The sequence below is a fragment of the Microbacterium sp. genome, assembly GCF_047602155.1.
In the GTDB taxonomy this organism is placed as follows: Bacteria; Actinomycetota; Actinomycetes; order Actinomycetales; family Microbacteriaceae; genus Microbacterium.
Genome location: NZ_JASGHZ010000001.1, coordinates 1,767,926 through 1,785,517, shown reverse-complemented (window position 1 = coordinate 1,785,517; position 17,592 = coordinate 1,767,926). Strand labels below are relative to the sequence as shown.

At 71.3% G+C, this 17,592-nt stretch carries 15 protein-coding genes; 6 read left to right on the top strand and 9 right to left on the bottom strand.

Features of this window, described 5'->3' with window-relative positions:
• Positions 1-51: 51 nt before the first annotated feature.
• From QM720_RS08110 to QM720_RS08080, 7 genes are all read right to left on the bottom strand, one after another.
• Positions 52-786, bottom strand: a complete 735-nt coding sequence (locus QM720_RS08110; protein WP_415125607.1) for an alpha/beta fold hydrolase — start codon at positions 784-786, stop codon at positions 52-54.
• A 40-nt stretch (positions 787-826) separates the two neighbouring features.
• Positions 827-1,411: a TetR/AcrR family transcriptional regulator gene (locus QM720_RS08105; protein ID WP_415125606.1), complete on the bottom strand. Its 585-nt coding sequence runs from the start codon at positions 1,409-1,411 to the stop codon at positions 827-829.
• Positions 1,412-1,464: 53 nt separating this feature from the next.
• Positions 1,465-2,307 carry an ATP-binding cassette domain-containing protein gene (locus QM720_RS08100; RefSeq protein WP_415125605.1) on the bottom strand — a complete coding sequence of 281 codons (843 nt, stop codon included), beginning with the start codon at positions 2,305-2,307 and terminating at the stop codon, positions 1,465-1,467.
• Positions 2,304-4,148, bottom strand: a complete 1,845-nt coding sequence (locus QM720_RS08095; RefSeq protein ID WP_415125604.1) for a dipeptide/oligopeptide/nickel ABC transporter permease/ATP-binding protein — start codon at positions 4,146-4,148, stop codon at positions 2,304-2,306. The genes QM720_RS08100 and QM720_RS08095 overlap by 4 nt, the downstream gene beginning before the upstream one ends.
• Positions 4,145-5,086: an ABC transporter permease gene (locus QM720_RS08090; RefSeq protein WP_415125603.1), complete on the bottom strand. Its 942-nt coding sequence runs from the start codon at positions 5,084-5,086 to the stop codon at positions 4,145-4,147. Before QM720_RS08090 ends, QM720_RS08095 begins: the two co-directional genes overlap by 4 nt.
• Before the next feature lie 66 nt (positions 5,087-5,152).
• Complete coding sequence (locus tag QM720_RS08085; RefSeq protein WP_415125602.1) at positions 5,153-6,685, bottom strand: ABC transporter substrate-binding protein; 1,533 nt, start codon at positions 6,683-6,685, stop codon at positions 5,153-5,155.
• 180 nt (positions 6,686-6,865) lie between these two features.
• Positions 6,866-7,825, bottom strand: a complete 960-nt coding sequence (locus QM720_RS08080) for an aldo/keto reductase (RefSeq protein ID WP_415125601.1) — start codon at positions 7,823-7,825, stop codon at positions 6,866-6,868.
• Positions 7,826-7,913: 88 nt separating this feature from the next.
• Here QM720_RS08080 and QM720_RS08075 point away from each other — a divergent pair, with 88 nt between their 5' ends.
• The 3 genes from QM720_RS08075 to QM720_RS08065 are packed head-to-tail and all read left to right on the top strand — an operon-like array spanning position 7,914 to position 10,877.
• The gene (locus tag QM720_RS08075) at positions 7,914-8,657 is read left to right on the top strand and encodes an SDR family NAD(P)-dependent oxidoreductase (RefSeq protein ID WP_415125600.1); all 744 of its coding nucleotides are present in this window, start codon (positions 7,914-7,916) and stop codon (positions 8,655-8,657) included.
• Between the two features lie 10 nt (positions 8,658-8,667).
• Positions 8,668-9,777 carry a zinc-binding dehydrogenase gene (locus QM720_RS08070; RefSeq protein WP_415125599.1) on the top strand — a complete coding sequence of 370 codons (1,110 nt, stop codon included), beginning with the start codon at positions 8,668-8,670 and terminating at the stop codon, positions 9,775-9,777.
• Positions 9,774-10,877, top strand: coding sequence for an aldo/keto reductase (locus QM720_RS08065; protein ID WP_415125598.1), 1,104 nt, complete (start codon positions 9,774-9,776; stop codon positions 10,875-10,877). The genes QM720_RS08070 and QM720_RS08065 overlap by 4 nt, the downstream gene beginning before the upstream one ends.
• A 38-nt stretch (positions 10,878-10,915) precedes the next feature.
• Here the strand turns inward: QM720_RS08065 and QM720_RS08060 are convergent, their stop codons facing one another.
• Positions 10,916-13,270 carry a sulfatase-like hydrolase/transferase gene (locus QM720_RS08060; RefSeq protein ID WP_415125597.1) on the bottom strand — a complete coding sequence of 785 codons (2,355 nt, stop codon included), beginning with the start codon at positions 13,268-13,270 and terminating at the stop codon, positions 10,916-10,918.
• A gap of 83 nt (positions 13,271-13,353) precedes the next feature.
• On the opposite strand from QM720_RS08060, the gene QM720_RS08055 reads away from it, so the two are divergent.
• From QM720_RS08055 to QM720_RS08045, 3 genes are read left to right on the top strand one after another with little or no spacing between them, the layout of a single operon-like run.
• The gene (locus tag QM720_RS08055; protein WP_415125596.1) at positions 13,354-14,352 is read left to right on the top strand and encodes an alpha/beta hydrolase; all 999 of its coding nucleotides are present in this window, start codon (positions 13,354-13,356) and stop codon (positions 14,350-14,352) included.
• A gap of 7 nt (positions 14,353-14,359) precedes the next feature.
• On the top strand, positions 14,360-15,337 hold the full coding sequence (locus QM720_RS08050) for an alpha/beta hydrolase (RefSeq protein ID WP_415125595.1): 978 nt from the start codon (positions 14,360-14,362) through the stop codon (positions 15,335-15,337).
• Positions 15,334-16,542: a multidrug effflux MFS transporter gene (locus QM720_RS08045; RefSeq protein WP_415125594.1), complete on the top strand. Its 1,209-nt coding sequence runs from the start codon at positions 15,334-15,336 to the stop codon at positions 16,540-16,542. The genes QM720_RS08050 and QM720_RS08045 overlap by 4 nt, the downstream gene beginning before the upstream one ends.
• A gap of 163 nt (positions 16,543-16,705) precedes the next feature.
• Here QM720_RS08045 and QM720_RS08040 read toward each other — a convergent pair whose 3' ends face one another.
• Positions 16,706-17,551: a DUF559 domain-containing protein gene (locus tag QM720_RS08040; RefSeq protein WP_415125593.1), complete on the bottom strand. Its 846-nt coding sequence runs from the start codon at positions 17,549-17,551 to the stop codon at positions 16,706-16,708.
• Positions 17,552-17,592 lie beyond the last annotated feature (41 nt).

The window sequence follows — 17,592 nt, the reverse complement described above, 5'->3', positions numbered from 1 at the left end:
TGGTGTCGTGGAAAAAATCGATGGATGCCGGCAGAGACGGCACGTCGGCGCCTACTCCGCGAGGAACTCGCGCACCGCCTCGCGCAGCTCGGGGCTGCGGAGGGCGCCGAAGTGATCGCCCGGCACGTGCTCCAGCCGAGCGCCGGGGATCGCGGCGGCGAGCGCATCGATGCCCTGCATCATCTGGTCGTCGGCGCCGGCGAGCAGCAGCGTGGGCACGCGCGGCGGCGACACGGCCGGATCGAACGGCTCGGCGCCGAGCCCCGCGACGACGTCGAGCAGCGCCCGCGGGTCGCCGGACTGCCGGGCCATCGCGAGGATCATGCCGGTCAGGGGGTCGGCGGGCGCCGGTCCCCCGTCCGCGGCCGCACGCGCCGCCGCGACGTCGACGGCGCCGAACGGTTCGACCGGGCTGATGCCGCCCAGCACGAGGCGGCGCACCGGCACGGCCGAGGTTCCCGCGAGATCCCACGCGAGCCGCGCCCCGAGCGAGTAGCCCACGAGGTCGATCTCGGCGTCGCCGACGGCCGCGCGCACGGCATCCGCGAGGGCCGCGAGCACGGCGCCGGTCGGCAGGGCGGCACCGGGGGCCGGGCTGTCGCCGTGGCCGGGCAGATCGATCACGACGACGTCGCGGCCCGCCGCCGACAGGGGCTGCGCCCACTGCTCGGCCGGCCAGTCTGCCGCTCCGCGCGAGGCGAAACCGTGGATCAGCACGACCGGCGGCCCGGAGGGCGTCTTCCGGGCGGGCGTGTGCTGCGCCGAGAGGATCAGCGAGTCGGTCATGCGAGGTCGTCCTTTCGGGTACGGACCGCGCACGTCGTGCTCAGCCCAGGCGTGCGAGGAATCCGTCGAGGTACCGGTCGTAGGCCGCCACGCGCGATCCGTCCGGATGCATGAGGTTCACGACGGCGGCGCCGATCACGACCGAGGTGTACTCGTCGATCAGCACGTCGTAGGGAGGCTCGACCGCGATGGCCCCGGCATCCTTCGCCGCCGTCAGATACCGGTCGAACGCGATGCGCCAGCGGTCCAGGAACCCCCGGTACAGGTCGGCGAGCTCGTCGTTGGACATCGCATGCTCCCACAGCGCCAGGACGACCCGGCCGCTCGCGATCTCCTCCTCGGTGCGCGGCAGCGGGGTCCGCAGGAAGTGCCGCAGCCGCTCCCCCGCATCGTCCGAGACCGGCGCGTAGGCCGCCGCCTCCATCTCGGCGAGGATCGACTCGAACGTTGCCGCGACGATCGAGTCCTTGCCCGGGAAGTAGTGCTTCAGCGCCCCGTTGGCGAACCCCGCCTCGGTCGCGATCGAACGCATCGTCGCCGCTTCGAAGCCGCCCTTGAGAATGATCTGCTTGGCGACCTCGACGATCTCGCGTCGCCGCTCGTCGTGATCGATGACCTTCGGCATCCGTATCCCTCACCCTGCGCTGCACCTCACCGAGCGTGTTCTCGGTCACCGTGCTACCGTACCGGGGCGCCCGCATCGGACACCTCCCGGATCGCCAGCCATTCCTGGCGCCGCCGTCGCTGGGCCACCGGGTCGGCCACCGGCGAGGCCAGCCGCAGGCGCTCGGAGTACGGGTGCGCGGGCGATCGCGTGACCTGCTCGCCGTCGCCGGTCTCGACGAGCTCGCCGCGGTACATCACGGCGACGCGGTGGCAGATGCGGCGGACGACGCCGAGGTCGTGTGAGACGAACAGGTACGAGACGCCGGTGTCGCGCTGCAGCTCGATGAACAGGTCGATGATCGTCGCCTGCGTCGTCAGGTCGAGCGCGCTGACCGGCTCGTCGCAGACGATCAGGCGGGGCTTGCGCACGAGCGCCCGGGCGATCGCGATGCGCTGGCGCTGACCGCCGGAGAACTCGCTGGGGTAGCGCTGCGCGGCCGTGGCCGGCAGCTTCACCCGGTCGAGCATCTCCGCGACCCGCGCCCGCGCCTCGCCGCGGCCGATCCCGGCGGTGGTCAGCGGCTCGGCCAGGATGTCGCCGATCGTCATCGCCGGATCGAGCGATCCGTACGGATCCTGGAAGACCACCTGGATGTCGGCGGCGAGTGCCCGGCGGCGAGCGCCGCGGGCGCGGGTGATGTCTTCGCCGTCGAAGCGGATGGTCCCGGATGCGACGGGGGCGAGCCCCAGCACGGCTTTGCCGAGCGTCGACTTGCCCGAGCCGGACTCTCCGACGAGCCCGAGGCACTCGCCCGGGGCGATCTCCAGCGAGACGCCGTGCAGGGCGCGGAAGGCCCGGCGGCCGCCGCCGTACTCGACGACGAGATCCTCGACCTGCAGCAGCGGCGCGGTCACGACGTCACCTCCGCGCCCGATCCGCCCCACGCGGCGTCGAGTTCGGCACGACCCAGGGCCGTGTCCAGGGACGCGTCGATGAGTTCGCGCGTATAGGGATGCTCCGGATGCCGGAAGAGCCCGTCGACGTCGCCCGTCTCCAGGATCGTGCCGTGCCGCATCACGACGACGCGGTCGCAGATGTCGGCCACGACGCCGAAATTGTGCGTCACGATCAGCAGCGCCATGCCGTACTCCTCCTGCAGCTCGCGCAGCAGCTCGAGCACCTCGGCCTGCACCGTCACATCCAGCGCGGTCGTCGGCTCGTCGGCCACGAGCAGCGACGGCTTGCCGGAGATGGCGCCGGCGATCAGCACGCGCTGCGCCATGCCGCCGGAGATCTCGTGCGGGTAGCTGCGCAGCACCCGGTCGGGGTCGGCGATGCCGACGCGCACGAGCACGTCGCGCGCCGTCTTCCTCGCCGCGGCCCGGCTCTTCCCGTGCACGAAGCGCAGCGGCTCGATCAGCTGGTGGCCGATCGTGTAGGAGGGGTCGAGGTTCGACATCGGCTCCTGCGGGATGTAGCCGATCTCGTGGCCGAGCAGCGCGTGGCGCTGCTTCGTGTCCAGGCGCGTGACGTCCTTGCCGCCCACCCAGATGCCGTCGGCGAAGGCCTCGCCGGTCTCGGGCAGGAGGTCGAGGATCGAGAAGACCGTCTGCGACTTGCCCGAACCCGACTCCCCGACGATGCCGACGACCTCGCCCGGGCCGACGTCGAGCGAGATGCCGTGCACGACCTCGACGAGGCCCGCCGGCGTCCGGTACGCGACCTTGAGGTTGTCCACGCGCACGGCGGAGTTCTCGGCGATGTGGCGCAGGGTGCCGGTGGCGAGGGTCGGCGGATGCGGCTCGACGTCTTCGGGCGTCACGATCTCGACGCCGGCCGCGCCGCGGCGCGCCCGGCGCGCCAGTGCACGGTCTTTCTTCGCCTCGGGCGTGCGCACCCGCACGAGTTCGGCCAGCGTCGACCCCATGATCGCGAGCACCGCGATCGTGATGCCGAGCGCCATCGACGGCCACAGCAGGATGAGCGGATTGGAGAGCATCAGCCGGAAGCCCTCGTTCATCATCGCGCCCCAGCTCGGGGTGTTCGAGTCGCCGATGCCGAGAAACTGGAGACCCGCCTGCATGCCCATCGCGATTCCCGCGGTGAGGGCGGTCTGGATGATGACCGGCGCGTAGACCGTCTTCACGATGTGCGTGGAGATGATGCGAGCGCTCCCGAGGCCCGAGACCCGGGCGGCGTCGATGTACGGCTCGCTGCGCACCGCGAGCGTCGTCGAACGCGCGATGCGGAAGTAACCGGGCGCCAGGAACACGCCGACCGTGATCATCAGCAGCGTGAAGTCGGAGCGCGTGCCCGCCGCCACGACGAGGAGGATGATCATGCCGGGGATCGACTGCAGCGCATCGCTGACCCAGGTCGCGACGCGGTCGAACGCTCCGCCGAAGTAGCCGGCGGCGACGCCCGCCGGCACGCCCAGCACGAGCGCGGCGACGATCGTGATGAGTGCGCCCCACAGCGTCGTGGTCGTGCCGTAGATGAGGCGGCTGAGGATGTCGCGGCCGAACGAGTCGCCCCCGAGGAGGTGCGCGGCGCTCGGCGGGGCCTTCGTGATCGCCAGATTGACGAAGTTGGGATCCTGCGGGGCCAGCAGCGGTGCGAACACCGCCACGAGCACGATGAGGACGAAGACCACGAACGGGATGAGACCGGCGGGCCGCAGCAGGAACCGGGCGAACAGGCCGGAGCGGGCGGTGCGCTCGGGATCGATCGCCCCCGTCAGCGTCGTGGCGCTCATGAGACGCGCGCCTTCGGGTTGATCCAGCCGAGGACGAGGTCGAGGAGGAGGTTGATGATCACGACGAAGACGATGGAGATCACGGTGATGCCGAGGAGCATCGGGATGTCGCCGTTCTGCGACGACGTGTTCATCTGCTGGCCGATGCCGGGGAGGGCGAAGATGGCCTCGACCACGATCGCGCCGGAGAGCAGACCGACGAACATGAGGGCGATGACCGTCAGCGCGGCCGGCGACGAGTTGCGCAGGATGTGGGTGCTGATGCGCCACTGCGCGAGGCCGCGGCTGCGGAGCGTGCGCACGTAGTCCTGCCGCTTGACGGAGAGCACCGCGTTGCGCAGCTGCTCGGCCACCGCGACGATGCCGCCGAGCGCCAGCGAGATCGCGGGCAGGGTGATCGAGCGCAGCCATCCCCCGACGGACTGCGTCGGGGGGACGTAGCCGACCGCGGGGAACCACTTCAGCTGGACCGCGAACCAGATCACGAGCACGAGGCTCACCCAGAAGCCGGGCAGTGCGAACAGGACGATCGATGCCGTCTTGGTGATGCGGTCGAACCAGCTCCCAGGATTGAGGCCGGCGACGAGCCCGAACACGGTGCCGACGACGGCGGTGATGAGGGTGGCGAAGGCGACGACGGAGAGGGTCACGGGCACCTTGGTCGCCAACTGCGGCCCGACGGGCTGGAAGTTGCGCCACGAGTCGCCGAAGTCGCCGACGATCAGGTGCGAGAACCAGTCCCAGAACTGCACGAGAAGCGGACGGTCGAGTCCGATCTTCTCGGCCAGTGCCGCCTGCTGCGCGGGGCTCGCGGTGGTTCCCAGCAGCGCCGCCGTCGGGTCGGAGATCGCGAAGTGCGCCAGGAAGAACGTGGCCACCGAGACGATCACGAGCAGGACGACCCCGCTCAGCAGCCGCTTGGCGGTGAACAACAGCATTGTCACTCGCTCCCTTCACAGAAAAGTCGGGGATGGAGCGCGAACCGCGCCCCACCCCCGAACGTGTCAGCCCTGGGTGATGTAGCGCAGCGTCGGGAACATCATCCCGATCACCGGCTGCACCTGCACGCCCTTGACGCTGTAGTACGTGTTGTCGGCCTGGTACCACACCGACCACCACGCGAGCTCCGTGAGCTTCTTGTTGAGGTCCTTCACGGCGGCGAGCTGCTCGTCACCGCGCGTGCTGTTGATCGTGTCGACGATCGACGTCACCTCGGGCACCTTCGTGTAGTCGGGCTCCGGGTTGAACCACTGCACGCTCGTCACCTGACGGGCGACCGTGGCCAGCGCGTTGCCGTCCATGGCGAGGAAGGCGATGAACACCGGGTACGAGGCCGCGTTCAGCTGGTAGTCCGGCTGCTGCATGTCGTCCCACGTGACGGTGATCCCGGCATCCTTGAAGGCCTGCTCGGCGGCGGGCTGCCACTGCGCGAAGATCGGCGACATCGGCATCGTGAGGGCGAGGTCGGACTCGCCGGCCGACGCCAGCAGCTCCTTCGCCTTGGCGACGTCGTACGCGTACGTGTCGTTCAGCGACGGGTCGTTGACGTCGCCGCCGTCGGGGAACACCTGGTTGGTCGCGACACCCGCGCCGCCGCCCACGGCCGCGAGCACGCCCGCGCCGTCGAACGCGTAGTTGAGCGCCTGCCGCACCTCGACCTTGCCGAGAGCCTCGAGCTTCGCACCGGTGTGGTCGGTGAACTGCAGGCCGACCCAGCCCGACACGCGCTGAGCGACGTTCCACCCCTGCTCCTCGGCCTGGTCGAGGTTCGCCTCGTCGCCGTAGTTGACGTTGATCTGACCGGAGAGCATGGCGTTGTGACGCGCCGTCGCATCGAGGATCGGGAAGATCGCGAGCGACGTGAACGGGTAGCTCGCGGCATCCCAGTAGTCCGCCACCTTCGTGAAGTGGTACTCGGCGCCGGCGACGGAGGTCGCGGTGTCGAGCGTGTACGGGCCCGATCCGACCGGCTCCGCCGCGAGCGTGCCCGCGTCGATGGCCGCGGGCGACATGATGTAGCTGCGGCCGAGGCCCATGAAGTACAGGATCGTGTCGTCGCGCTCGGTGAGGTTGATCTTCACCGAGTCGTCGTCGACCTTCTCGAACGATGCCACGTGCGTGTACGCCTCGCCGGAGCGGGCGCCCTGCTGGAGGTACTCGAGGCTCTTGACGACCGCGTCGGCGTCGACATCGCTGCCGTCGCTGAACGTGACCCCGGTCTTGAGGTCGAGCGTGATGCTGAGGTCGTCGTCGGCGACGGTCCAGTCGGTGGCGAACGACGGGATGGGGTTGCCGTCCTTGTCGAGCGCGATGAGCGCGTCGTACACGGCCGACAGGTAGGGGCCGTCGAAGCCGATGTCGGCCAGCGACGGATCCCACGACGTGACGTCGAGGAAGTTGCCGATCTTCAGATCGGTCACCGCCTCGGCGGGAGCGTCGGTCGAATCGCCGGTACCGCTATCACCGGTGCAGCCGGACAGGAGCAGCCCGACGGCGGCGAGAGCCGCGAGGGTTGCCGCAAGGGTCTTCTTTTTCATAATTCCTTCTCTCGGTGCGAGTAGTGAAGAAGGTCGGAGAAGCTTCCTCCGCTACGGGAGCCGGAGACGACGCCACTCCGATGTGCCGTGCTGGTTAGTCTACATATGTGGAAAAAGAGGTCAAGACCTTTTCCGATTATTTTCCACACGCGTAGAGAAATCGTTACACGCCCGTAACGATCACCAGGTGCCGTCGGCGGCGACCTCGCGGTCGAGCCAGAGCCCGGCGACCGCCGCGCGCACGGCGTCGCCGTGCTCGGCGGCCAGCCGCATCGCGGCCAGGTTGCCCTCGAGCTGAGCGGGACGCGACGCGCCGAACAGCACGTTGGCGGTCGGCGGGTAGGCCAGGCAGAACGCCAGCGCGAGCTGTGCGGGGGTCGCGTCGAGCTCGGCGGCGACGCGCGCGACCTCGGGGGCCGCGGCGACGATCCGTTCCCGGATGCCGCCGACGTCGGCGCCGATCTTGCGCTGCGGCACAAGGTTGCCCGCGAGGATGCCGCCCTCGAAGACGTCCGAGGCCTGCAGCGCCAGCCGGCCGGCGCGGAACAGTTCGCCGTACGGCTCGCCCTCGGCCATCGACCGGCGCACGATGCTGTACTTCAACTGCGCGAAGGTCGGGGCGGCGACCCCCGCGCGTTCCGCGGCGGCGAAGGCGGCGTGCGTGTCGCCGACGACCCAGTTGTTGATGCCCCAGACGTCGAACAGGCCGTCGGCGATCAGCTCTCCCACGTCCGCGACGAGGCGGTCCAGGTCGGGCGCGTCCCGGTAGTCGCCCACCACGACGGCGTCGAAGCGGTCGAGGCCGGCGCGCTCCAGGCTCTCCTCCAGCTGCGCGCGGAAGCCCTGAGCGGGCCAGTCCCACAGCCACAGCTTGCCGCACAGGACGATCTCGTCCCGGGCCACGCCCGAGGCGCGCAGCGCCTGCCCGAACAGGATGTCGGTCTTGGAGTTCTCGGCGTGCGGACCCATGTTGTAGTAGGCGACGTCGAAGAACCCGGCATCCCCCGCGACGGCGGCGTGGATCATCGCCACGGCCTCGTCCTCGCTCATGCGGTCCCAGGTGTTCCACGACCCCAGGGCCAACGGCGGGACGAGCGGGCCGCCCGGTCCGAGCGGGCGGGGGAAGGGTGATGCGGGCATCGTTGCCTCCTGGTTGTGTTTTTCTACATTTGTATAATAACGTCTCTTCAGGCGCCACGACAGAGCGCCGGCTCAGAGAGGTGCACGCATGGCCACCCGTTCCCGGCAGATCCTCATCACCGGCGGTGCCGGCGGCATCGGACGCGCGCTCGCCGACGCCTTCCTCTCGGCGGGCGACACCGTCGTGCTGACCGACCTGCCGAGCGACCGCCTCGACGCGCTCGGCGCCGAGCTCGGCGTCGGCACGCTCGGCCTCGACATCACCGACGCCGACGCCGTCTCCGCCGCCGTGGCAGAGGTCGCCGCGCAGCACGGGCCGATCGACGTGCTCGTCAACAACGCCGGCATCCTGCACCTGCACGGCCCCGTCGTCGACCTGCCGGTCGCCGACTTCGAGACGACGATCCGCGTCAACATCCTCGGCACCTTCGCCGTCACGCAGGCCGTCGCGCGGCACATGATCGCCGCGGGAACGCGCGGCGCCATCGTCAACATCTCCTCGATCGGCGGGCGCCAGCCCACCTCCGGCATGGGCGCCTACGAGTCCAGCAAGGCCGCCATCGACGCGCTCACCCGATGGGCGGCGATCGAGCTGGCGACCGCCGGCATCCGCGTCAACGCGGTCGCACCGGGCCCGGTCGACACGCCGCTGATGCGCGAAGGGATGCCGGAGGGCTCGCCGATGCGCGAGGCCTGGCTCGCCCGCATTCCGCTCCGGCAGTTCGCCGACCCGGCGCAGGTCGCCGCGGCCGCCGTCTTCCTCTCCTCCCCGAACGCCGCCGACATCACCGGGGTCTCGCTCCCGGTCGACGGCGGCCAGCTGCTCGTCTGAAAGGACCGTCATGGCGACTCCCACCACCACCCGCGCGGCCGTGCTCACCGCCCACGGCGCGCCCCTCGACCTGCAGGAGCTGGAGCTTCCCGCGCCGGCGCCGGGCGCCGCGATCGTGCGCATCGCCTGCGCCACGCTGTGCGGGACCGACATCGAGATCTGGGAGGGCAAGATGAGCTTCCCGGGCATGCTGCCGATGATCCTCGGCCACGAGATGGTCGGCGAGATCGTCGCCGTCGGCGAGGGCACGCACGACGCCCTCGGCGGACAGCTCCGCGTCGGCGACCGCATCGGCTGGTCGGAGTCGACGTGCGGCGAGTGCTTCGGCTGCGTCGTGCTGCGCCAGCCGGTGCACTGCTCCCGCCGCGGCTACGGCTTCCTGCAGCGCACCGACGTGCCGCCGTTCGTCACGAGCGGCCTCGCCGACTACGCCTACGTCTCCCCCGGGTCGGCGAAGCTGAAGCTGCCCGACAACGTGAAGAACACGTGGGCGTCGATGGCCGGCTGCGCCGCCAAGACGGTGCTGCGGGCGTTCGACCGCGCCGGCGGCGTCCGCACCGGTTCGCGCGTCGCGATCCAGGGATCGGGTGCGCTCGGCGTGTTCGCCACGGCCGTCGCGAAAATCTCCGGCGCGGCGCAGGTCATCACGATCGGCGCCCCGGCCTCGCGCCTCGAGCTGGCGACGCGCTTCGGCGCGGATGCCGTCGTCGACATCGCCGGCGGCGATGTCGTCGAACGCGTCATGGAAGTGACCTTCGGCCACGGCGCCGACCACGTCTTCGACTTCGCCGGCGCCGCCAGCGTCGGCCCCGAGGCGATCGGCATGGCCGCCCGGCGCGGCACGTTCACGATCGTCGGCTCGACCGGCCTCGCCGGCGACGTGTTCCCGCTGAGCGCGATCATGGGCAAGGAGCTCACCGTCACCGGCTCGCTCAACGGCGACATCTCCGACTACGCCCGCTCGATCGAGTTCTTCGCCGCCTTCGCCGACCGCTACCCGTGGGACGACCTGTTCAGCGCCCCGGTGGGGCTGGCCGCAGCGTCGGAGAAGATCGCGTCGATGGCGCACCTCGGCGAGGTCAAGGCCGTCATCGACCCCCGACTGGATGCCGCATCATGACCCTCCCCCGTCGCCGCATCGGCGAGAGCTCCCTGTACACCTCCGTGTTCGCGCTGGGCTCGTGGCACACCTACGACCGGATGGACTTCGGCGACGCCGTCGCGATGATCCGCGCGGCCGTCGACGCGGGCGTCACCCTCTTCGACGTCGGCGTGTACACGTTCCCCGGCGCCGCGCCGGTGTTCACCGACGTGCTGTTCTCGGCGATCGTGCGGGCCGCCGGCATCCGTCGTGACGAATGGATGCTGTCGAGCAAGCTCTGGATCGAGGGCTTCGGCGACGCGGGCTTCCGCCCCCAGCTGGAGAACGCGCTGTTCCGCGTCGGCCAGGAGCGCGCCGAACTCGTGATCCTCGGCGACCTGCGCGATTCGACCGTGGCGCTGCGCGACCTCGTGCTCGACCTCGCGGGCCTCACGCGCGCCGGACTCATCGCCGCGTGGGGGGTCAACAACTGGTCGGCGGGCTCCATCCGCGCCCTGAAGGAGATCGCCGCGGCCGAAGGCGTCGACGGCCCGCAGATCGCCCAGCTGAAGTACTCGGTCGCGCGTCGGGCCATCCCCGACGGCGAGCCGTTCGCGGCGCTGTGGGCGGAGGGTCTCAGTCTGCAGGCCTCCGATGTGATGGAAGGCGGCATCCTCGCCGGCAAGGTCGCCCCCGAGCGCGGCATCGGCCGCGACCCGGGCGAGATCCGCGAGCGGATCGTCGCCGGGGTGCCCGCATACGTGGCCCTCGCGGAGCGCCTCGGGGTGACGCCGGCGCAGCTGAGCATCGCGTTCACCCTCACGCATCCGGCGCTGGCGACCACGCTGTTCGGCGCGACGAGCATGGAACAGCTGCACGGCAACCTCGCCGCCCTCGACGTGGTCGACCGCGTCGGCGCCGAGGAGCTGCGCACGCTGGTCGAGCCGTTCTGGGCCGACCGCGGCGTCGTCGACCCCGAGGGCCCTGACCGCCGCGCGGCGCCTGGAGCCCGGTGCCCGGAGCCCGGAGCCCGGTGTGGTCGTCGCCGGCGCCGACGGCGCCGTCGGACACGCGCACGAGAACAGGAGATCACGCCAAAACAGGACGTTGGATCGTGCAAACGTCCTGTTTTGGCGTGATCTCCTGTTTTCGGTGACGACGACCTACCGGCCGGGCGCTAGTCGAGCAGCCGGGCGCTGATCTCGTCGACGGCCACCATCACCTCGTGGTTGTACGACGCCTTGGCGCCGGGCTCGTAGCGCACCCACTGCAGCGACCCCGAGTGGCGGAATACGCCGTGCCGCTCATGCAGCTCCCAGTCCACGGGCCCGGCCCCGTCGAATCCGACGCTGACACCCGTGAAGGGCGCCATCCCGATCAGCATCGGCACCGTGCCCAGGTCGAGCACGACCTTCCCGTCGATCTCCACCGTCACCGCCCACGCATAGTCGTCGAGCGCGGCGAACCGCGTCGTCACCAAGTGCACGGCATCCGCGCCGATCGTCGCCGCCGCCCGGTGCATCGCGCCGTAGGCGTTGTAGGCGAGCACGAGCTGGCCCGCCTCCGCGTACAGCACGTACCCGCCGCCCTGGTCGCCGTGCGAGAAGAGCACGCCCTCCCCGAGCGCGCCGCCCAGCGACGCGACGACCGTGAACGAGCGCAGGCCGATCAGCCGCGCCGATCGCCAGCGCTCGAGCGTCGGGGTGCCGGGACGGATCACGACGGGCTGCGAGTACTCCAGGTCGGTCGCCGGCCGCCGCCCGAACAGCGAGAAGTCATCGCCGAGCGGATAGACCGTGTTGTGCCAGGCGGCGCGTCGCCAGCGTTCGGCGAGGTCCGCGACGACCTCCGGATGCGCGGCGGCGACGTCCCGCGTCTCCGCGGGGTCGGCCTCCAGGTCGTACAGCAGCCAGTCGGACAGGTCGTCGTCCGTCGCCCCGAGCGCGGGGGCGACCGCTTTGAAGCGGCCCGCGTAGAACGCGCGCTGGTCCACGAGAGCCAGGTACTGCGCGTCGCGCGCGGCCGCGGCATCTCGGTCCTGCAGCACCGCGGTGAAGCTCACGCCGTCGGCGGGAGCGCACGGCGTCCCGCGCAGCGTCGCGGGCCGGGTGGCGCCGGCGAGCTCCAACAGGGTCGGCGCGAGGTCGGTGATGTAGGCGAACGCCGAGCGCACGCCGTCATCGTCCGCGGCGCGCGGCAGCCCCGCCGGCCACGACACGACGAGCGGCGTGTGCACGCCGCCCTCGTACACCGACCCCTTGTACAGGCGGAAGGGGGTGTTGGAGGCGTGCGCCCAGCCGGCGGGGTAATGCCCGTGCACGCGCGGGCCGCCGAGCTCGTCGAGCGGCCGTTCGACATCTCGCACCCAGTCGGCGGGAAGGCCCGGCACCTGCAGGAACTGGCTGAAGTAGCTGCGGGTGCCGCTCGGTCCGCCCTCGGCGGTGCCGCCGTTGTCGCTCGTGAACACGATGACGGTGTTCTCGTACTCGCCGATCTCCTTCAGCCGGGCGACGATGCGCGCCAGCGACTGGTCGACGCCGTCGACGGCCGCCGCGTACACCTCCATGTGCCGGGCGAACAGCGCCTTCGAGGCGTCGTCGAGGTCGTGCCAGGCGGGCACTCCCCCGGTGTTCTCCGGGGTCGAGGCCGACAGCGGCGTCGCCGGCGGGAACAGCCCGGAGTCGAGCTGCCGGGCGAAACGCGCCGCCCGGGCGCGATCCCAGCCGGCATCGTACGCGCCGCGATACTTCTCGATGTCGGCGGGCTTGGCCTGCACCGGGCCGTGCACGGCCTGGTGCGCGAAGTAGAGGAAGAACGGGCGCGAGGCGTCATTCGCGCGCAGCGCGTCGATCATCGTGATCGCCTCGTCGGTGAGGCGGTCGGTGAGGTAGTCGGCGTCGCCCTGCTGCTCCGTCACGACCGTGTTGTCGCGCACCAGCCGGTGCGGGTGATACAGGGTCGTGAAGCCGTCCATCGAGCCGAAGTAGTGGTCGAAGCCGCGCTGCAGCGGCCACGAGGAGCGGTCGGCGCCGTCGTGCATGAGCGATTCGAGCGTCAGGTGCCACTTGCCGACCATGAAGGTCGCGTATCCGTTCTCGCGCAGCGACTCGGCCATCGTCGGCAGGTCGTCCGGCAGCAGCATCCGGTACCCGGGATAGCCCGGGTCGGCGTGCGCCACCATCCCGAATCCCGCGCGATGCGGGTTGGCGCCGGTCAGCAGCGCGGCGCGCGACGGCGAGCACAGCGGCGTCGCGTGGAAGTTCGAGAACCGGTACCCGGTGTCGGCGAGCGCCTGCACGGCGGGGGTGTCGATCTCGCCGCCGAACGGCGAGACGTCGCTGAAACCCATGTCGTCGACGAGCACGACGACGATGTTCGGGGCGCCCTCGGGAGCGCGCCGGGGACGCGGCCACCAGGGAGTCGACTGCGACGACCGCGTCGCGACGACGCCCTCGAACCCGTCGTAGCCGCGCGGGTCGGCACCGTCGACCCCGCGCAGGCCACCGGCGTCGGAAAAATCAGGTGCGTCCACGACATCCTCCCCGATAGTCTACATTCGTTGAATATACGCGATCCCTGGCGCCGCCGGGCGACCGGCCATCCGAAGGGAGAACCATGACCCAGCCTGCACTCGGCCGTCCCGCGCTGCCGCCGGTGCCGTTCGCGCCCGAACTGGAGCCGGCACTGGCGGCGCTGGCCGCGATGGGCCAGCCGCCGCTCGCCCGCGACACCCTGGCGGCCAGCCGCGTCGGCGCCGACACGTTCTTCCCCGACGATGACACCGTCATCGGCGACCGGGCGATCGACGGAGAGGACCGCGTCATCCCGGGGCCGCCCGGCGCACCCGACCTCGAGGTGACGATCTACCGCCCCCGCGGACGCGCGGGCGAGGCGCTGCCCGCCGTCTACAACATCCACGGCGGCGGCATGATCGTCGGCCATCGTTCGTGGGAGTCGGCCCGCGTAGTCGACCTCGTCGACGAGCTCGGCGTCGTCGGCGTCAACGTGGAATACCGGCTCGCGCCGGAGAACCCCTACCCGGCGGGCGTCGAGGACTGCTACGCCGGATTCGTCTGGCTCGCGCAGCACGCGACGGAACTGGGCGTCGACCCCGAGCGCATCGTCGTCATGGGCGGCAGCGCCGGCGGTGGGTTCTCGGCCGCGGTCGCCCTGCTGGCCCGTGACCGGCAGGGGCCGCGCATGGCCGGTCAGCTGCTGCTGTGCCCCATGCTCGACAACACCAACTCGACGATCGCGAGCCTGCAGTACGACGGCATCGGCACGTGGCAGCGCGACGCGAACCTGCTCGCCTGGTCGTGCGTGCTGGGCGACGACCTCGCCTTCTCGATGGATGCCCCGGCCTACGCCGCCCCGGCCCGGGCGACGGATCTGTCCGGACTGCCGCCGGCGTTCATCGAGGTCGGTTCCGCGGAGATGTTCCGCGACGAAGACGTCGACTACGCCGCCCGCATCTGGGCCACCGGCGGCCAGGCCGAGCTGCACGTGTGGGACGGCGGGTTCCACGGCTTCGACATGTACGCACCCGACACCGAGCTCACCCGCGCAGCTCTTGCCAGCCGCAGCTCGTGGCTGCGCCGTAGGCTCGGATTGTGAGGATGCCATGACCGTCACCCCGGTGCCGTACGACCCGGAGCTGGAGCCCGGCCTGCAGGCCTTCCTCGATCTCGTCGAGATCATTCCGCTGCGCGCCGACACGATCCACGCCAACCGCGATCACTTCGCGACGATCATCCCGCCGATCCAGGCGCAGGCCGAGGGGCGGGCGGTCACGTGGGAGGACCGGACGATCCCCGGCCCCGCCGGCGCCCCCGACGTCGAGATCACGATCGTGCGACCGGATGCCGCGGCATCCGTCCCCGCCCCCGCCGTCCTGTCGATCCACGGCGGCGGCATGGTGCTCGGCACGCGCTTGTTCGGCACGCCCGAGGTCATCGACCTCGCCGAGCGCTACGGCGTCGTCGGGGTCGCCGTGGAGTACCGGCTGGCGCCGGAGCACCCCGGCCCCGCCCAGGCCGAGGACTGCTACGCCGCACTGGAGTGGATGGTCGCGCACGCGGAGGAGCTGGGCATCGATCCCGGCCGCATCCTCGTGTCGGGCGCGAGCGCGGGCGGCGGGCTGTCGGCCGCGGTCGCGCTGATGAGCCGCGACCGCTCCGGGCCGCCCCTGGCCGGCCAGCTGCTGAACTGCCCCATGCTCGACGACCGCAACGAGACGGTGTCGGCCCGGCAGTACGACGGCATCGGCGCGTGGGATCGCAACAACAACGACACCGCCTGGGATGCCATCGCCGGCGCCGACCGCTTCACCAACCGCGTCTCGCCCTACACGGCGCCCGCGCGGGCGACCGACCTCTCCGGGCTCGCCCCGGCGTACATCGAGGTCGGGGCGGCGGAGACCTTCCGCGACGAGGCCGTCGCCTACGCCACCCGCATCTGGGCGACCGGCGGGCCGGCCGAGCTGCACGTGTGGGCCGGCGCGTACCACGGCTTCAGCGGATTCTCACCCGATGCGATCGTGTCGCAGGCGGCCAACGCCGCCCGCGACAGCTGGGTGCGGCGCATCCTCGGTCTGTCGTGACGGCCACGCCTGGGGTGCGGATGTCCGCGCTGCGGGCGATGCTCGTGCTCGGGCTGCTCGAGGCGTTCGGTCCGCTGTCGATGGACCTGTACCTGCCGCTGCTGCCGCAGCTGGGCACCGAGCTGGGGGTGTCCGACACCCTGGCGCAGGCGACGATGTCGGCCTGCATGATCGGGCTGGGGCTGGGACAGCTCGTCGCCGGCCCGCTCAGCGACCGGTTCGGCAGGCGCCGCCCGCTCATGATCGGGGTCGCCGGCTTCGCCGTGCTGTCGGCGGCGTGCGCGCTCGCACCGACGGTCGAGGCGCTGCTGGTCGCGCGGTTCCTGCAGGGCATGGCCGGTTCGGCCGGCATCGTGATCGCCCTCGCGGTCGCCCGGGATCTGTTCCAGGGCGTCGAGCTCTCGCGCATGCTGTCGCTGCTGATGCTCGTGTCGGGCTTGGCGCCGATCGTGGCGCCGCTGCTGGGCGGGCAGCTCGCGTACCTCATGGACTGGCGCGGCATCTTCTGGGTGCTCGGCGGCGTCGGCGTCGCCCTGCTGGCGCTCGTCGTGTTCGCGCTGCCCGAGACCCTGAGCCCCGAGGCCCGGCATGCCGGCGGTGTCGCCGAGCTCGGCGGCCACGTGCGCGAGGTCGTCACCGACCGCCTGTTCGTCACCGTGCTGCTGGCGGGGGCCGCCAGCGGCGTCGCGTTCTTCGCCTACCTGTCGATGTCGAGCTTCGTGCTGCAGGGCGAGTTCGGTCTGACGCCGCAGGCGTTCAGCCTCGTGTTCGCCGGGAACGCGGTGGCGAGCATCGGCGGCGGCCAGCTCAGCCGCGTGCTCGTCGTGCGCCTCGGGCCGCTGCGGATATACCTCACCGGCGTCACCGCCACCTTCTGCGCGACGGCGTTGCTGCTGACGTTGTGCCTGGGCGGCGCCGGGGTCGCCGGCGTGATCGTCGCGCTCGTGGCGTTCATGTTCCTCGGCGGCACGAGCGGACCGAACGGCTCGACCCTCGCCCTGTCGCGGCACGGCGCCCGCGCCGGCACGGCCTCGGCGCTGCTGGGCACCTCGATGTACGTCGTCGGCCCGGTCGTCGCGCCCCTCGCCGCCCTGGGCGGCGCGTCGGCGCTCACGATGGCGGTGACGATGGCCGCCGCCGCGACCCTGGCCGCCGCGATCGCCTGGCTCGGTGTGCGCCCCGCCGCCCGCGCCGCCCGCCCCTGACCCGCGCCGCGCCGCGGCCCCGGCATCCCTCACCGAAAACAGGAGATTCGGCGAGAACAGGACGGATGCGGGCGGTTTCGTCCTGTTTTCGAACGATGTCCTGTTTTCGATGACCCTGTTTGGATGGCGACGGATGCCGGAGACCGGCGACGGATGCCGGAAGCTACCGCGCGAGGTGCAGCCCCTGCGCCATGGCCATGGTGATCGTCGCGATGACCTCTTCGGGGCAGAACAGGATCTGGTAGAAGTCGAACCGCAGAATCGTGTAGCCGCGGAGCACAAGCCGCGCGTCCGCGCGCAGGTCGCGTCGGCGGTCCGCCGCCCGATGGTGCGCGAACCCGTCGAGCTGGATGCCGAGACGCTCGCCGATGAGGCCATCGAGCGGATGCCCGTCGATCCACTTCTGCTGCTGCACCTCGACCCCGATCGACCGCATGAGATCGACGAACCGGGTCTCCAGACCCGAGTCGGACAGCGACGACGCGACGCTCGCATAGCGCGTCGCCGCCGTGCTGCGCCACTGCACCCGGCGCAGCACGTCGGGGTCGACCATGCGCTTGCGCAGCGCCGACTCCCACACCGCGAGCGCGTCGGCAGGTTCGAGGCAGCCTGCGACGTGGAAGAGCACGTTCACGAGGCCGTCGACAAGGGCGTGACCTCCCATGGGCGCGGGCCCCGGCGCCCAGTGCAGCACCATGCCGTCGGCCGCAAGCCGGGAGGCGGTCGACGGCACCGCGACATGAAGCCGCCCGGAGTGCTCCGGTGTCCACAGCCCCCGCCGCTCGGCCTCGGTGATGCACGTCAGACGACCGCCGACCGCCGCGGCAGCCCGCACCTGCGGATCGCACGTCGGCGCGACCAGCCATGAGCGCCGTACCCGCTCGGCGCGTCCGGCGGCGATCGCCAGGCGCATCGCATGCGGCGAGTATCCCGCCGCGCGCAGGTCGGCGCTGTGCACCGCGCCACCGCGCGCATGGAGGGTGTGCTCAAGATCTGCCGTGGTTCTCACCCCGCCATCGTGGCCCCGGCATCCATCCCGTGGGGGCCGCG

What these genes read in the sequence shown, in the direction of transcription:
- QM720_RS08110 (WP_415125607.1), bottom strand. Translation starts at nt 786, where the DNA reads ATGACCGACTCGCTGATCCTCTCGGCGCAGCACACGCCCGCCCGGAAG.
- QM720_RS08105 (WP_415125606.1), bottom strand. Translation starts at nt 1,411, where the DNA reads ATGCCGAAGGTCATCGATCACGACGAGCGGCGACGCGAGATCGTCGAG.
- QM720_RS08095 (WP_415125604.1), bottom strand. Translation starts at nt 4,148, where the DNA reads ATGAGCGCCACGACGCTGACGGGGGCGATCGATCCCGAGCGCACCGCC.
- QM720_RS08090 (WP_415125603.1), bottom strand. Translation starts at nt 5,086, where the DNA reads ATGCTGTTGTTCACCGCCAAGCGGCTGCTGAGCGGGGTCGTCCTGCTC.
- QM720_RS08085 (WP_415125602.1), bottom strand. Translation starts at nt 6,685, where the DNA reads ATGAAAAAGAAGACCCTTGCGGCAACCCTCGCGGCTCTCGCCGCCGTC.
- QM720_RS08080 (WP_415125601.1), bottom strand. Translation starts at nt 7,825, where the DNA reads ATGCCCGCATCACCCTTCCCCCGCCCGCTCGGACCGGGCGGCCCGCTC.
- QM720_RS08075 (WP_415125600.1), top strand. Translation starts at nt 7,914, where the DNA reads ATGGCCACCCGTTCCCGGCAGATCCTCATCACCGGCGGTGCCGGCGGC.
- QM720_RS08070 (WP_415125599.1), top strand. Translation starts at nt 8,668, where the DNA reads ATGGCGACTCCCACCACCACCCGCGCGGCCGTGCTCACCGCCCACGGC.
- QM720_RS08065 (WP_415125598.1), top strand. Translation starts at nt 9,774, where the DNA reads ATGACCCTCCCCCGTCGCCGCATCGGCGAGAGCTCCCTGTACACCTCC.
- QM720_RS08055 (WP_415125596.1), top strand. Translation starts at nt 13,354, where the DNA reads ATGACCCAGCCTGCACTCGGCCGTCCCGCGCTGCCGCCGGTGCCGTTC.
- QM720_RS08050 (WP_415125595.1), top strand. Translation starts at nt 14,360, where the DNA reads ATGACCGTCACCCCGGTGCCGTACGACCCGGAGCTGGAGCCCGGCCTG.